Source organism: Pseudomonas sp. NPDC089758 (genome assembly GCF_044748705.1).
GTDB lineage: Bacteria > Pseudomonadota > Gammaproteobacteria > Pseudomonadales > Pseudomonadaceae > Aquipseudomonas > Aquipseudomonas putida_X.
In genome coordinates, this window is record NZ_JBIVGN010000008.1 from 183,885 (window position 1) to 198,416 (window position 14,532).

At 57.5% G+C, this 14,532-nt stretch carries 10 protein-coding genes and 3 pseudogenes; 6 read left to right on the forward strand and 7 right to left on the reverse strand.

Features of this window, described 5'->3' with window-relative positions; all coding sequences use genetic code 11:
* The first annotated feature begins 14 nt into the window (after positions 1 to 14).
* Positions 15 to 270, forward strand: a pseudogene (locus tag ACIPZH_RS13720) (hypothetical protein).
* A gap of 91 nt (positions 271 to 361) precedes the next feature.
* On the opposite strand, the gene ACIPZH_RS13725 reads toward ACIPZH_RS13720, so the two are convergent.
* Both ACIPZH_RS13725 and ACIPZH_RS13730 read right to left on the reverse strand, forming a co-directional pair.
* On the reverse strand, positions 362 to 595 hold the full coding sequence (locus tag ACIPZH_RS13725; RefSeq protein ID WP_400636486.1) for a PLD nuclease N-terminal domain-containing protein: 234 nt from the start codon (positions 593 to 595) through the stop codon (positions 362 to 364).
* A 19-nt stretch (positions 596 to 614) separates the two neighbouring features.
* A pseudogene (locus ACIPZH_RS13730) lies at positions 615 to 947 on the reverse strand (hypothetical protein); the annotation flags it as partial.
* Positions 948 to 1,106: 159 nt separating this feature from the next.
* Here ACIPZH_RS13730 and ACIPZH_RS13735 point away from each other — a divergent pair.
* Together ACIPZH_RS13735 and ACIPZH_RS13740 are read left to right on the forward strand one after the other, a co-directional pair.
* Positions 1,107 to 2,457: pseudogene (locus ACIPZH_RS13735) on the forward strand (cation:proton antiporter).
* Between the two features lie 399 nt (positions 2,458 to 2,856).
* Entirely contained in the window at positions 2,857 to 3,147 is a 291-nt protein-coding gene (locus tag ACIPZH_RS13740; protein WP_400636487.1) for a hypothetical protein, read from the forward strand.
* Between the two features lie 266 nt (positions 3,148 to 3,413).
* Here ACIPZH_RS13740 and ACIPZH_RS13745 read toward each other — a convergent pair whose 3' ends face one another.
* The 4 genes from ACIPZH_RS13745 to ACIPZH_RS13760 form a co-directional block, all read right to left on the reverse strand.
* On the reverse strand, positions 3,414 to 3,836 hold the full coding sequence (locus tag ACIPZH_RS13745) for a helix-turn-helix domain-containing protein (RefSeq protein WP_400636489.1): 423 nt from the start codon (positions 3,834 to 3,836) through the stop codon (positions 3,414 to 3,416).
* 448 nt (positions 3,837 to 4,284) lie between these two features.
* Positions 4,285 to 5,607, reverse strand: coding sequence for an MFS transporter (locus tag ACIPZH_RS13750; RefSeq protein WP_400636490.1), 1,323 nt, complete (start codon positions 5,605 to 5,607; stop codon positions 4,285 to 4,287).
* A gap of 106 nt (positions 5,608 to 5,713) precedes the next feature.
* Positions 5,714 to 6,211 carry a ribonuclease E activity regulator RraA gene (gene rraA, locus ACIPZH_RS13755; RefSeq protein ID WP_400636491.1) on the reverse strand — a complete coding sequence of 166 codons (498 nt, stop codon included), beginning with the start codon at positions 6,209 to 6,211 and terminating at the stop codon, positions 5,714 to 5,716.
* 14 nt (positions 6,212 to 6,225) lie between these two features.
* Positions 6,226 to 8,172 carry an aconitase family protein gene (locus ACIPZH_RS13760; protein ID WP_400636493.1) on the reverse strand — a complete coding sequence of 649 codons (1,947 nt, stop codon included), beginning with the start codon at positions 8,170 to 8,172 and terminating at the stop codon, positions 6,226 to 6,228.
* 95 nt (positions 8,173 to 8,267) lie between these two features.
* Between ACIPZH_RS13760 and ACIPZH_RS13765 the strand changes: the two genes are divergently transcribed.
* Positions 8,268 to 9,173, forward strand: a complete 906-nt coding sequence (locus ACIPZH_RS13765) for a LysR substrate-binding domain-containing protein (RefSeq protein WP_400636494.1) — start codon at positions 8,268 to 8,270, stop codon at positions 9,171 to 9,173.
* A 17-nt stretch (positions 9,174 to 9,190) separates the two neighbouring features.
* On the opposite strand, the gene ACIPZH_RS13770 is transcribed toward ACIPZH_RS13765, so the two are convergent.
* Complete coding sequence (locus tag ACIPZH_RS13770) at positions 9,191 to 10,102, reverse strand: LysR family transcriptional regulator (RefSeq protein ID WP_400636496.1); 912 nt, start codon at positions 10,100 to 10,102, stop codon at positions 9,191 to 9,193.
* Positions 10,103 to 10,291: 189 nt separating this feature from the next.
* Between ACIPZH_RS13770 and ACIPZH_RS13775 the strand changes: the two genes are divergently transcribed.
* Positions 10,292 to 13,768 (forward strand): indolepyruvate ferredoxin oxidoreductase family protein, encoded by a 3,477-nt coding sequence (locus tag ACIPZH_RS13775; protein ID WP_400636526.1) that lies wholly within the window; start codon positions 10,292 to 10,294, stop codon positions 13,766 to 13,768.
* An 83-nt stretch (positions 13,769 to 13,851) separates the two neighbouring features.
* Entirely contained in the window at positions 13,852 to 14,523 is a 672-nt protein-coding gene (locus tag ACIPZH_RS13780) for a glutathione S-transferase family protein (protein ID WP_400636498.1), read from the forward strand.
* The last annotated feature ends 9 nt before the right edge of the window (positions 14,524 to 14,532 follow it).

Below are 14,532 nucleotides of genomic sequence, written 5' to 3' on the forward strand. Positions count from 1 at the left end.
CGAGGCGCACCTTTGTGAGAAACTTCTTCGCACCTCAATCGTTAAAGCTCAAAAGTTTGGCCGCGTGGTTTCGGGTTGCTAGAGGACAGGGCATGGCGTATGGAATCGCCGGACGACTATCACGAGGAATTGCTTCGACGGGCGGATGAAATGGATCGTCAAGGAATCATTTCCTGGCAGGAGTGGCGTGATCCACGTCCCCAGGCTGATACTGCTTACCTCAGAGCGGTAGCAGGGGACGATTTTCCCTCACGGTTTTTCGGGAGTTGAGGTAGGGGATACCGCTGCGCTGCGCCCTGAGGTAGGGGAGGGCTTCATCGACGCCGTGCCGGTATCCACGTAGGTCAGTTCAAATGACATGTCAGCCCTTACTGTGTTCGTCTGACGTAGGCCCAGTCCCGCGTTTGATCCCGCGCGGGCCCGCAATTCCCCAAACAGCTAGTCCAACCAGCGGTAGAGCCAGGATCACCAAGGCCCACATGGCTTTGGTCGCATCGGTCTTGTCGCTTCGAAACACGCTGACTATCGCCCACAGGTCGATCAACAAAAGAATCGTTGCTACCGCGATCCAGAAGTACGTACCAAGATCGTTCATAGGTTTGTCCTCCGATGGCTTACACGTAATCACTCCCTAACGTTCCAGCGGCCGCCCCTGGAACGAGGATCACTTTCCGGCAGTTATCCTGTTTTTGATCGAACATTTTGTAGCCCATGGCAGCCTCTTCCAGGGCGAGGCGGTGAGTAACGATCAGTTCGGGTTGCAGGCGCCCTGCTTCGATGTGCTCCAGCAGTTCGGGAAGGTATTTTTGAACATGGGTCTGACCCATTTTGAAGGTCAGGCCTTTGTCGAAGGCATCAGCGAACATGAAGGCGTAGAACAGCACGGCCCCAGTGGCGTGGCTTTCATTCAATGCCCCTAAGAAACCTGCATCGCGGCCAGGGAACGACGCTGACGGTACGGACACCGCTAAAGAGCACAAAGACCTTCTGGACGGTGGGGGAGTCGAGCTAGCAGGGCGCAAGACTGGAGGCTCATCATAGTGGAACGACGTTCAACGGCGGACAGTCGAAACTCAGTCAGCACGTCTTTGGGGGCAGCCGAGTTAATGACCTTTATCGTCTGGTTCGCCATGCTCGGCGCAGTGCTATTGCTACTCGCACTGTCATCCTCATACTTGCGTTGGGTACCGGTAACGTCCTCAGTGGTGTGCCTTGGGCTGGGCATCACCTTGGGGGGCTTCCGGGCTGGGTTTCTTGCATCTCGATGTAGCCAGCTCCAGTGGCTGGATGGAGCACCTAACCGAAGTCGCGGTATTGTTTTCTTTATTTTTCAGCGGTTTAAAACTGCGTCTCCCTATGTATGACCATAGGTGGTTGAGCGCTTTTTACCTAGCGGGGCCGGTCATGGTGATTTCTATCGCTGGAGTGGCTCTTTTGTTGCACTTCGGCTTGCATCTTGGGTGGGGTGTATCGGTGATGATCGGTGCGATCATCGCACCTACCGATCCCGTTCTCGCTACCCTCGTGCAGGTGGTTGATGCCCGGGATGATGATCCTGTTCGTTTCAGTTTGTCGGGCGAGGCGGGCCTGAATGACGGAGTGGCTTTTCCCTTCGTCGTCCTTGGTCTGCTCCTGCAACAGAATACGGGGCTGGGGTGGCTGAGCGATTGGTTGTTGAAGGATATGTTTTGGGCAGTGACTGCAGCCCTCCTGAGCGGCTACTGGATGGGGCGCGGTCTTGGCAAGCTCACGCTCTTTCTACGCCTGCGCAATGACGACAGTACTGTGTCTCCCAACGATTATCTGGCCCTTGCACTGATCGCACTGGCCTATGTATCAGCCGAAGCGATGCAGGCTTACGGATTCCTGGCGGTGTTCGCCGCAGGGCTCGGCCTGCGCCAAGCCGAAGTGCAGACTTCGACCAGGCCCGATGATCCGGCTGCGGAGCACTTGGTGCAGCCGGTGGTTGGGCACCAGCATATGGCCCCAGAATTGGCGCTAAAGGGCGATGTTGATCGGCTTGAGAATTCCCAGGTTGCAGCAGGGATAATGCTGGGAGACATGCTCGCGTTTGGAAGTTTGGTGGAGCGGGCGCTGGAAGTGTTTCTGGTGACGTTGCTCGGCGCTGTTCTGCTCGCGCACTGGGACTGGCGGGCACTCATCGTCGCTGGAGCGTTGTTCCTGGTCATCCGGCCTGTCACCATCATCCTCATGCCTTTGCGGGGGATGCTGAATGTAAAGCAGCGCGGACTATTGGGCTGGTTCGGTATCCGTGGCATCGGCAGCTTTTACTATCTGTTTTACGCCCTTAATCATGGGCTACTGCCAGCATACGCGGCGCAGAGTACCAACCTGGTTCTATCGGTAGTGGCCTTAAGCATTCTTCTTCATGGGCTAACGGTTCAACCGCTGCTGGCACGTTATGAGGCCTTGAAAAAGCCCGTCTGCAAAGAGTAGAGGAGCCGTGCTGGCTTCGACATTTGAGGCGGCATTCGGTGGAAGACATTGCTCTGGATTTTCTCGAAATTTTTCATCGCCCATCCTGGGCTTGAGGGCATGCGTTCCTGGAGTATGTCCTAGGGCTTGATCAGCTTTGTGTAATACGCTGGGCTCGTAGATAGCCAGAATATATAGACTCCGCCATGGAGTTCACATGGTGGATCAATCGGACAGCTGGGCGCAAACAGGCGCATCGAAACCGAAAGCCCTCTCAGACCAGAGAAGGGAAAGTTATACAAGAAAAATTATTTGTATCGGAAATTAGGCCAGTTGTCCGATACCCATATTTGTCCAGGCCATAGTCATTGAACCGCCGTCTTACTTTGCTATGGAAGACTAAAGTCGTAGGAGGGCGGCATGCGTATTCGTGGTGACATTTTTTGGGATTGGGCGGATCCCGTGCTTCATCATCGCACGCACGACGAGGAGCTCGATGACGGTACGACTATTGATGTTCAGGTCAGACTATCGCGCACAGGTCAGACGCAGATGTTCATTGGCGTTTATGCAGGATGCGGGATGGCGTTGCACGAGGAAGCTTTCGATTCCCGTCCAGGTGAGTCAATGACCCGGGCATTAGCCTGGGGGGTTGGTCGAGCACGGCGTCTGGCGACAGACCAGCGCCTTCACGTGAAAAAAGTGGCCTAGCTGCAGCCAGTGCCCAGTGGCCGTTGGCTCAAGCGTCAGCGGCCACCACCATTTCTTTTAATGCCAAGCCATTTCTCAGCGTTTGGGGCAGCAATTTGCTGCTCGTCCCCTAATGCCTTTAATGCCGCGTGTTGGTCAGCTCTCATCCAAAATATGCCCAATCCTGAGTCATCTGTGGCGTCCACAGCCCTGAGTGACCTCAGTAACTGGCCACAAGCTAAGTTGAGTCGTTATTAGGATCGATTGGGATAGCAGTCCCGACCTTGCTAAATAGCCTGTTGTTTCCAAGCCTGGGGCGTCATCCCTTCGGATCTCATGAACGTTCGACAGAAATGTGGTTGATCGTAGGAACCGCACTCCAGCGCGATCTCGGCGAGCATCATCGTCGATGTCTCCAGCAGTTCCTTGCTCTTCCTGAGCCGCTGCTCCCGCAACCACTGCTGAGGAGAGACCTGTGTGGTTTCCTTGAACATTCGCGAGAAATGGCTGCGCGGAAGTCCGCAGGCTTCGGCGAGTGTGGTGACCGATATACCGGTATCCAGATGATCCAACATCATTTGCTTGGCGGTTGTGACCTGCCAGGGTTTGAGTCGCCCCGCCGACTGAAACGCAACGGTGGCTATCTCGTATAGCGCCGGAACCGGATCGATCAAGATGAAAGCCCTTGATGCCAACAGCTCGAGGGCCATCTCGATCACAGCGCGGCGAATCGCCGATCATTGCTACTTGAGCCGCACCGCCGAACAAGTGGCCAGGCACAACCCCAAGATCATGGGACGCGGCGCGATAGATCGCTGGGTCGGGCTTGGTGACCCCGAGCTCGTAGCTGAACGAATAGGCGTTGAGATCTGGTAGGCGTCGCTTCACGGCTAGTCCGTAGGGTGCAGCAAAGAGCTTGCTTCTCTCGGGCCTGGATAGCGGGGAGGTTGAGCTCTTGATCGGTTTCCTGCATCGGATGAGTGCAAAAATGGAAGTGGTCAACGCTGTCGAGCCCAAGGGCTGAAGCAGGAACCCGGCAGTAGAGCGCCGACCCTTCCGCGGCTGCATTTGACAATTGTCTGCAGGGCAGGAGGCGCGAGTGGGTATCGAACTCGATACTCATGCAAGTCCCTGCACCCTAACCGATGACTGGACTCATCAAGCTGGTGTTTTTTGCCTGTCGCACGGGATACCCCAGAGGATCAAAGCAACACAGAGGAGACAGAACGGCGCCAGCGCCAGCATCCCCATGAAGGTGTTTCCCGTCTGATCGTTGATGTAACCGACCAACAACGGTGCCACCATGCCACTGAGTTGGCCAACCGTGTTGATTGCCGCGATACCGCCCGCGATTGCGAGGCCAGAAAACGCCTTTTGCGGAATCGTCCAGAAGATTGGAATGGCGATGAAGACTCCAGCGGTGGCCAGGATCAGGAACGATGTCAGCAGGTAGTGGTTGTCGTTGAAGTAGCACGCGGCAAAGTAGCCGATCCCACCTACCAACATGCATTTCCAGAGGTAGTGTTTGCGTTCGCCGCTGGCATCCGAGCGTCTCGTGATGAAGACCATGCCGATCGCGGCGACCAGGTAGGGCAAAGCCGTCAGCAGCCCCACAGCCATCTGATTTTTCACACCCGCTGAACCTATCAGGTGTGGCATCCAGAAGTTGAGTCCATAGCCGGTGAGCTTGATCATGAAGTAGATCACCGAGAGGATCATGACTTCTCGGGTGAGGATGACCTTCAGTAAAGAGGCATGGATCGGCTTGGAATCCTTGCGATCATTGTCCAGATTCCGCTGCAGGAGGTCTTTCTCATCCTGCGTCAGCCACTTCGCAGACTGGATGTCCCGATCCAGCTTGTACAGAACGATGACGCCGAGCACCGCACACGGAAGACCCGATAGGACAAACAGCCAATGCCAGCCGGCAAGGCCCAGGAAACCATTCATGTATTCCAGGATGACGCCCGACACCGGTGCACCCAGTACACCCGACAACGGAATGGAGAGGAACCAGAGGCCGTTCATGCTGGCCAGCTTCTTTTTGGGGAACCAGCATGCGAGGTAGAACAGCAGCGCCGGCCCAAACCCAGCCTCCATCACACCGATCAGGAAGCGCAGGAAGTACAGGGTGTACTCGTTGTAGGCAAATACCAGGCAGGCAGTGGCAATACCCCAGGAGACCATGATGCGGCAGATCCAGCTCGGCGCGCCGTACTTCTTCAGCCCGTAGCTGCTGGGTACCTCGAACATCACGTAGCCGAAGAAGAAGATGCTGGCGGCAAAGCCGTAGGCGGCATCGCTCAGGCCCAGCTCGGCTTGCATCTGGGTTTTAGCGAAGCTGATGTTAATGCGGTCGAAGTAGGAGAACAGGAAGCAAATGATGGTCAGAGGCAAAATGCGCCAGGCGATACGACGGTACAGCAGCAGTTCTTGTAAATCCGAGTCGACAGCGGTCGCTCTGTGAGCCAGGATGGCCATAGTGCGTTCTCCATAGTTGTATTTGTCGGAGATGCGGTGTGCTGATGAGGTCTGCCCATCAACGAGTATCAGGTACCACGTGAAGCAGGTGTGTCCTCGATACGCCTTATGCGGCGCTCAATTCATGGGGGCTGATCAAGACGCCGTCCTCATCGGCATAAATCCAGTGGCCGGGGTTGACCTTTACACCACCCAGGATGAGCGGCATATCTACTGCGCCGCCAGGCTCATTCCTGGAGCGTACAGGCCACGTCCCAGTCGCGACCACGGCGAGATCAATAGAGGCGAGGGCGCTGATATCACGGATATTCCCGCTTACCAGCACACCAGCCCAGTCGTTTGAACGCGCAAGGGATGCGAGGTTATCGCCGAGCAATGCGCCGCGATGCCCGCCCGAATCAATCACCAGGACATGCCCTTTACCCGGCTGCTTGAGCAGATCACGAAGCTCGACATTGCAGCCTCGGGCCTCAAGCGTCTGGACTCTTCCGGACATGGTGTGCAACGGGCCAAACCACTGCCAGGCACCCTCCAGAACAGCAAGCTGCCCCGAGTCGATCAGCTCGGCAAAGCGATCGCACAGGTCTGCGGTCGAGACGCTCATGCTACAGGTACCTCTTAAAGCGCCATCTGCTGAAGCATCTGGAAACTGGCAAGCTTACCTGCCAGGGCGCTGGCCGCAACCGTGTAGGGGCTGGCGAGCCATACCTGACCCGGCCCGGAGCGACCCGGGAAGTTGCGGTTGATAGCACTCACCGTGACCTGTTCCGCGCGGGTTGAAGAGCCTGGGCCGCAGTTCGCACAGGCACCACAGCCTGGCATGATCAGCTCTACGCCGGCTTCTTCAAACGTCTCTAGGTAGCCTTTCTCCTGGCAGTAGTCTCGTACCGCGAGCGTGCCAAATTGCAGATAGAGCTTGGTGTGGTCGGGGATTTTCAAGCCCTGACCAAGTCCCCAGGCGAGCACTTCATGGTAGTAGTCGAAGTCCTTTCGTTTGCCAGCAGTGCAGGAGCCGCCGTAGGCGATGTCGACAGAAACGTCGCTTTCAAGATCCACAAGCGCGATGCCGTTGCCTGGGTCGCCCGGTGCAGCCACCAGCGGCGCAAGGATGGAGCAGTTAATCTGGATATGCTCCTTGTACTGCGCATCGGGATCGCTGAAGAGCCAGTCTCCCAGCTCGATCTCAACGCCTCGGCGTTCACGGATGAAATCGACCGCCTTCTGATCCGGGATTACGATGCCGGTGAATCCACCAAGCTCGGCCACCATGTTGGTGAGCGTTGCTCGCTCGTCAATGGACAGTGCTGCGACCGCTTCGCCCGAGTACTCGAACACGGCACCGATAGCCTGGCCTTGACGGATGGGCTCACTGCGCAGCAGCTCAAGCACGATGTCCTTGGCAGTGACATCAGACCTTAACTGGCCGGTCAGTTCCACCTTGATGACCTCAGGCATGCGGCAACGGATGAAACCGGTCGCCCAACTGTTGGCGATATCGGTGGCGCCCGCACCAAAGGCCAGGCATCCGAGGGAGCCAGAGTGCGGCGTGTGCGAGTCGGTACCGACGATCACCTGACCTGGAAGCGCGTACTGCTCCGTCAACAGTGCGTGGCAAATGCCCTCGGATCCGCTCTGGCCAGCAAGCGCCCCGTGGGCACGTACTGGGTAGCGGCGTACAAACTCATCATGAGCAGAAGCCAGGCCACCCACGGCTGCGAGCAGGTTGTCGCGCACATGCGGGTAGCTCTGGTTGGCCAGGATCAAGTGATCCTGGAAGGCGATGATCTCTTCAGGCCGCGCGAGTTCGAGATCCTGACCAAATGCGCCATGCATGAGGTGCGCGCACATTCCGGTGAAGTAATCATGACTGAAGCGCCAGTCGACAGAGAGGAAAACACCGTCGCCCCGTGCCAGGTCACCTTGAGGCGCGACACGACGACGTTCAATGATCTTTTCGACCAAGGTCATCGGACGGCGGTTCGAAGGCAGGGTGTTGAAGACCTTCGAGGGGTTACGCGGCAGATGTTGCTTGCTGTACGGCAGTAGACCGCCAGCCCGGATCACTTCCTGGGTGACCTCATCGCGCCCGGCCAGAAACTCTTCAAGATCGATTTCCTCGCCCGCTCGTATCCGGTCAATCAGCGAGAAGTCAGTGGAGGTATAGATCCCGATGTTGTCGCAGTTCTGGCGATAGATGCGCTCGAAGCTCTCGGCGATGATCAGGCGAATGCCTGCCGACTGTTCAGCCAGCGGGCTGGATTCCCGGGACGAACCCTTGCCATATCGTTTGCCGGCAACGGTGATTTCAAAACCACCATTTTTCACCGCGTCATTGCCGATTGGCAGCTTATCCTGGGTTTTGAATCCAACGTAGGGGTAGGTACCCAGGCGCTCGTCGTAGGTCATCATGATCACCACCGGGGTGATCTCGTCGGTGGAGATGTTGTCACGCAGCGGCAGCACGTCCTGAAGATTCAGGTCTTCACCCGCAATTTGGCGTTGCACGGCCTCACTATCACAGGATAAAAACAGGAATCGACCAGCAAAACGGATTTTTGTTGTCATGGTTACCTCCTCAATGGAGCTCATGATAGGAAGCGATACCGCCAGCTGGCCGCGACATTTCCTCTACTCAGCCAAGAAAAAATTTCCGGTCACTCATGCATTCAACCTGGCGCTACGATCCAACGACCCTTCGACTGTTCATTGCCACCTGCGAGGAAGGTAGTTTTACCCGTGCCGCAGAGCGGGAAAACATGGTGCCCTCCGCTGTGGGCAAGCGGATCGCTGAGCTTGAGGAAGTCGTAGGTGCACCCCTGCTATATCGCCACAGCAAGGGCGTCCAGCCTACGCCCGCTGGCATGTGCCTACTTGCGCATGCACAGCGCTTGTTGACCGAAATCATGAAGATGAGCGCTGACCTCTCGCAATTCGCTAAAGGTGAACGTGGGCACGTTCGGTTGCACGCCAACCGATCCAGCATCATCCAGTTCCTTCCTGATGACCTGAACCGCTTTCTGGCCGCACACCCTTATGTGGACGTAGACCTCGAAGAACACACCAGTGAGGCAGTTCTCGAAGCCGTGCTCGGGCATCAGTGTGATCTGGGAATTGGTGCGGGACTGGAATCAGCGGCCCAGCTTGGGCTCACTGTCCATGAGTATCGGCTAGATAAACTGGTGCTGGTAGTGCGGGAAGACCACCCGCTGGCTGGCCGCGATAGCATCCCATTTGCTGAAAGTCTGACCTACAAACAGATCGCCCTGCACCGTGATAGCCCGCTGTATCAGACGCTGGAGAATGCTGCGAAAGCATCTGAGTCAAGCATCAAATATGGCGTCCACCTGCAGAGCTTCGATGCCGTTTGCCGAATGATCCAGGGCGGATTGGGGATAGCCGTCCTGCCTGATCGGGTCATCTCCGAAAGCCCCGATGGCCCGCCACTTGTCCGGATTCCGCTCCAAGACGACTGGGCGCGCCGGCAATTCCACGTCATTACGCAGCCAAATGAGCTTACCACCGCCACCTGCAGGAGCTTCCTTGAGTATCTCAAAGGCGATCGGTGAGGTGCATGCATCGTCCACTAGATCACATTGGCTGAGATTAGAAACTGCTGGAACGCCCTCGCAACGGGGCTGAGGGCGGCGCTCGTTCGCCATATCAGCCCCAACTCCATGGCCGGGACGGCATCTGCGAGCGGGCGCGCCTCGATCTTGCGCCCCTCTAGAGACCAAGGTCGATAGATCATGTCCGAAAGGATGGTGACACCGAAGCCATGGGCCACAAGTCCCCGGAGCGCTTCGATCGAAGAGGTGCGGAACACCACCCTCGGCTCCATGTTGGCAGCACGCCAGTAACGCAGCGCTGATGCTTCCCCCTCATCCACGGTACCTAGGATGTAGCCATGCTGGGCAACATCCGTGAGCCGAATAGTGTCCATCTCCATGAGCGGATGATCGCTGGACAGCCATAATTGGCGTCGTGAACGCATCAACATGTGCCGCTCAAAGGGCAAATCGGTATCGGCGTTCGAGATGATCGTCAGGCCCATATCCAACGAGCCCCCTGAGACACCTTGTTCGATCGCAGGGCGATCCATGTCTATCAGGTCGATGTCCACTTGCGGGTAGCTGCGTTTGAAGCGCGCCAGCAGCATGGGTAAGAAATAACCGAGAACAGTGTAGGAGGCCCCGACTCGGACGCTCCCACTGAGTGAGTGGCTGAGAAACGCAGGTTGCGCCACGGCGTCTTGCAAGGTGTCCAGGATGTGCCGTGCATGCTGATAGAACTTGTGCCCTTCGGCAGTCAGCTGGACACCGTGGGGTAGGCGCTCGAATAGCTGAACACCCAGCAAGCTTTCCAGCTGGCTCACGGCGGTAGTGATCGCCGACTGCGAGACATGAACTTTCAGCGCGGCCTGAGAGAACTGGCCATGCTCGGCTGCTGCTACCAGATAGCGCAGCTGACGCATGGAGATGTCTGGTTTGGTAGCCATTAGCTTTTCAGATACCTCATGCCTGTTTTTATAATTTTACGATACAGAACTTGCTTCCTAGACTCCAGCCAACCCAAGCAACCCCTCCTCAATGCCGTTGCTTGAATAAAAATAACTGGAGGATTAGCCGTGAGTACCCCTGTACCTTCGCTTGACGATAAGTACACCCAACAGACTGGCAACGTGTTGATGACCGGGATTCAGGCGCTGGTGCGCTTACCCATGATGCAGCGCCAGCGAGACTACGCGAACGGTCGCAATACCGCTGGCTTCATCACGGGCTACCGTGGTTCACCGCTCGGAGGTTTCGACCAGGCCTTGTGGAAAGCCCGTGACCACCTCCAGTCCCAGCACATCAAATTCCATCCTGGGCTGAACGAAGATCTGGCTGCCACATCGGTGTGGGGCACGCAGCAGGTCAACATGTTCGAAGGTGCCAGCTACGACGGCGTATTCGGCATCTGGTATGGCAAAGGCCCAGGCGTTGATAGAACTGGGGATGTGTTCCGCCATGCGAACGCGGCGGGTACCTCTCGCTTCGGTGGCGTGCTTGCCATTGCCGGCGACGACCACGGTGCTAAATCCTCTTCGCTGCCGCACCAGACTGAACACGTGTTCAAAGCCGTGATGATGCCGGTGCTGGCGCCGTCCGGTGTTCAAGAGTATCTCGACTACGGGCTGCATGGATTTGCGATGTCCCGGTATTCCGGGTGCTGGGTTGCCATGAAGGCAGTGGCTGACACGGTCGAGAGCGGGGCCGTTGTGGACGTCTCGCTCGATCGAGTGAACCCGGTGATCCCCGACTTCAAACTCCCGCCAGACGGGCTCAATATACGTTGGCCAGACCCACCCCTCGCGCAGGAAAAGCGGCTGCTAGAACACAAACTCTATGCCGCCGTCGCCTATGCCCGGGCCAATGGACTGGACAAGGTGGTGATGGACTCGGCGGGGGCTCGCATCGGGATCGTCACTTCTGGCAAGTCATACCTGGATGTCTGCCAGGCACTGAAGATCCTGGGTATCGACGAGCGACGTGCAGCGCAGATTGGTCTCAGGATCTACAAGGTCGGCATGGTGTGGCCACTGGATGCGGAGGGCGTTCGTCACTTCGCCCAGGGCCTCGATGAGATTCTCGTGGTCGAGGAAAAACGCCATTTACTTGAGTACCAGCTAAAAGAGGAGCTCTACAACTGGCGAGAAGACGTACGCCCGCGCATCGTTGGCAAGTTTGACGACAAAGGGGAGTGGACGCGCCCACACACGGACTGGCTGTTACCCGCCACGGGCGAGCTATCTCCGGCGCACATCGCGCGCGCGCTCGCCAAGCGCATCCTTCAATACAAAAAGCTGGGAGAGCTGCAGGTCACGCTCGCCGTGCTGGAGGCTCAGTTGTCTGCGCGCCGTGGTCTGACTACGCTGATGGATCGCGTACCGCACTATTGCTCTGGTTGCCCCCACAGTAGCTCGACCAAAGTGCCTGAAGGTAGCAGGGCGCTTGCCGGGATCGGATGCCATTACATGGCCGCGTGGATCTATCCGCAAACCAAAACCTTCAGTCAGATGGGGGGCGAAGGTGTGGCCTGGATCGGCCAGGCCCCGTTCACCAGCACCAAGCACGTGTTCGCAAACATCGGTGATGGCACGTACTTCCATTCCGGGCTTCTAGCCATCCGTGCAGCCGTCGCGGCTCAAGCCCCGATCACCTACAAGATTCTGTTCAACGACGCCGTGGCCATGACTGGGGGCCAGCCGGTTGACGGCGCGCTAACCGTGCCGCAGATCTCTCGTCAGCTTGCAGCCGAAGGCGTGCAGCGCATCATCGTCGTCACAGACGACATGGATCGCTATACGGACGTTAGTGACCTCGCGCCTGGCGTACCGGTACTGCATCGAGAGAAGATGGACGACGTGCAACGTGAGCTTCGAGATTTTCCGGGCGTATCAGCCATCATCTACGACCAGACTTGCGCTGCCGAGAAAAGACGGCGTCGCAAGCGTGGAAAGTTTGCAGATCCGGCCCGACGCGTTGTCATCAACGAGGCCGTCTGTGAAGGGTGTGGTGATTGCAGCAGCAAGTCCAACTGCATGTCGGTCGTAAATGTCGAGACCCCGTTGGGTAACAAGCGCCAGATAGATCAGTCCTCGTGCAACAAGGACTTCACGTGCCTGGAGGGTTTCTGCCCAAGTTTTGTCACCGTCGAAGGTGGAAAGCTTAAAAAGCCTGCAGCGCTGGCGCTTTCTGATAAAGAGGATTGGCCACTGCCAGAGCCTCTAGTTAAGCCTGTCACTGAGCCTTACAACATCCTGGTAACCGGGGTAGGTGGTACGGGGGTGGTTACCATCGGCGCAATTCTCGGCATGGCCGCCTACATCGAAGGCAAAGGGTTGCTGACGCTCGACATGGCAGGGCTCGCGCAGAAAGGCGGCGCCGTGTGGTCACATATCCGCATCGGTGAAAACCAGGCAATGCTCCATGCACCTCGAATAGCCGAGGGCGAGGCCAGTCTGCTGCTGGGCTGTGACCTGGTGGTAAGCGCCAACGCCGAGACGCTGGCAAAGGTCAGCAAAGAGGTCACGCACGCCCTGGTGAACCTGCAGGAGAGCATCACGGGTGCGTTTGTCAGGCGATTCGCGGCGCAAGCTGAGACAGGTGACCTGGAGCAGTTCTCCGACCCAGAATTCGGCAGCGACGGTCTCATTGCACAGATTACGGAAGTGGTAGGGCCAATTCATTCGGCCTTTGTCCAGGGCAGCGCCTTGGCGACCGCACTGATCGGAGACTCGATCGCCACCAACATGTTCATGCTGGGATATGCCTGCCAGCTCGGCTGGCTACCGGTTTCCCACGTGTCATTGATGCAAGCTGTAGAGCTTAACGGAACATCGGTAGGGCTGAACAAGGCAGCATTTCTCTGGGGCCGGCGAGCGGCCTTCAACCTTGCGAAAGTCGAAGCGTTGGTGGCGCAGGGTCAGTCAGGGCACCAGCCTGAGCGGGCCGCCTCGACACTGGAGGAGACGCTTGCCCATCGGGCGGCTTACCTGACGGACTACCATGATGCCGGTTACGCGCAGCAGTACCGCCGGCGCGTTGAGGCGTTTGCCGTGCTTGAGCGAAGCATCTGCGGCTCGCCGGGGGCACTCACTGAAGCCGTCGCACGCAACTACTTCAAGGTACTGGCGATCAAGGACGAGTACGAAGTCGCGCGCCTGCACAGCGCTCCTGAATTCCTGGAACGTATCAGCAGTGAGTTCGAAGGGGATGTCCAACTTCGATTCCACTTGGCGCCGCCTGTGTTTGGAAATGACAAGAAGATCGGATTCGGCCCATGGATTCTGAAAGCATTCAAGCTACTCGCCATGACGCGACGCATTCGGAACACGTGGCTGGATCCTTTCGCGAGAACGCATGAGCGCAAGACCGAGCTTGCGTGGCTTCACGAGTATGAAGGGGTGCTGGAAGTGGTGGCGTCTGGGTTGGAGGCTCACAAGCTTGAGCTGGCGGTGCAGCTGTGCGAAATGCCTGAGAAGGTCAGGGGCTATGGCAAAGTGAGAGAGCGGTACCTCGAAAACGCTCGGGCTACGCTGCAAAGCACGCTGCAGGGTTGGAATCGCGCCGTTGCGACGCCCGTTGTTGTAGAGCCCAGGATTGCTGTGAAGCAACTTTAAGCAGCCCAGATATGCGACCCAGGCAGGCGCGGGTTCATCAAACCCCCGCTGCTGGCCACCACCTACACGTAAAGGTATGCAGCATGATCGAGCTTTACCACAGCATGAGCGCACGCTCCTTCAGGCCTTTGTGGGCGTTGGAGGCTCTCGGCTTAGTGTACAAACTGCACATGTTGCCGTTCCCTCCACGCTATCTCGCTCGGGAGTTTCTGAAGATCAATCCGCTCGGTACCGTCCCGGCGCTCATCACCGAGCAGCGTTCCTTGATGACCGAGTCCGCTGCCATTTGCGAGTACTTGGCGCAGGCGTACGGGCCAAGCACATTAGCGGTAAGATCCGATGAAAAGGATTTTGCCAGCTACCTCAACTGGCTTTACCACGGGGAGGCGACGCTGACCTTCCCCCAGACGATTGTCTTGCGCTATGGCAAACTCGAGCCCGCAGAGCGTCAACTCGATCAGGCCGTCCAAGACTACAGCAGGTGGTTTTTTTCCCGGCTGCGCGCGGTGGAGGCTAGCCTGGCGGGCAGGGCATACCTCTGTGCAGACCGGTTCACCATGGCCGATATTTCGGTGGGATATGCCCTGATGCTTGCGGAGTTCATCGGTCTTGGCCGCGAGTTTTCTGCGCCCGTGAATGAGTACTGGGAACTGCTTCGCTCCGAGCCTTCGTTCCAGAAGGCTTGGAGCGCGCAAGAAAAGGCTGCGAAACAGCAGGGCGTTCTTGCTACGCATGCGCCTCTGGTAACTCCCTGAGCGGACAAC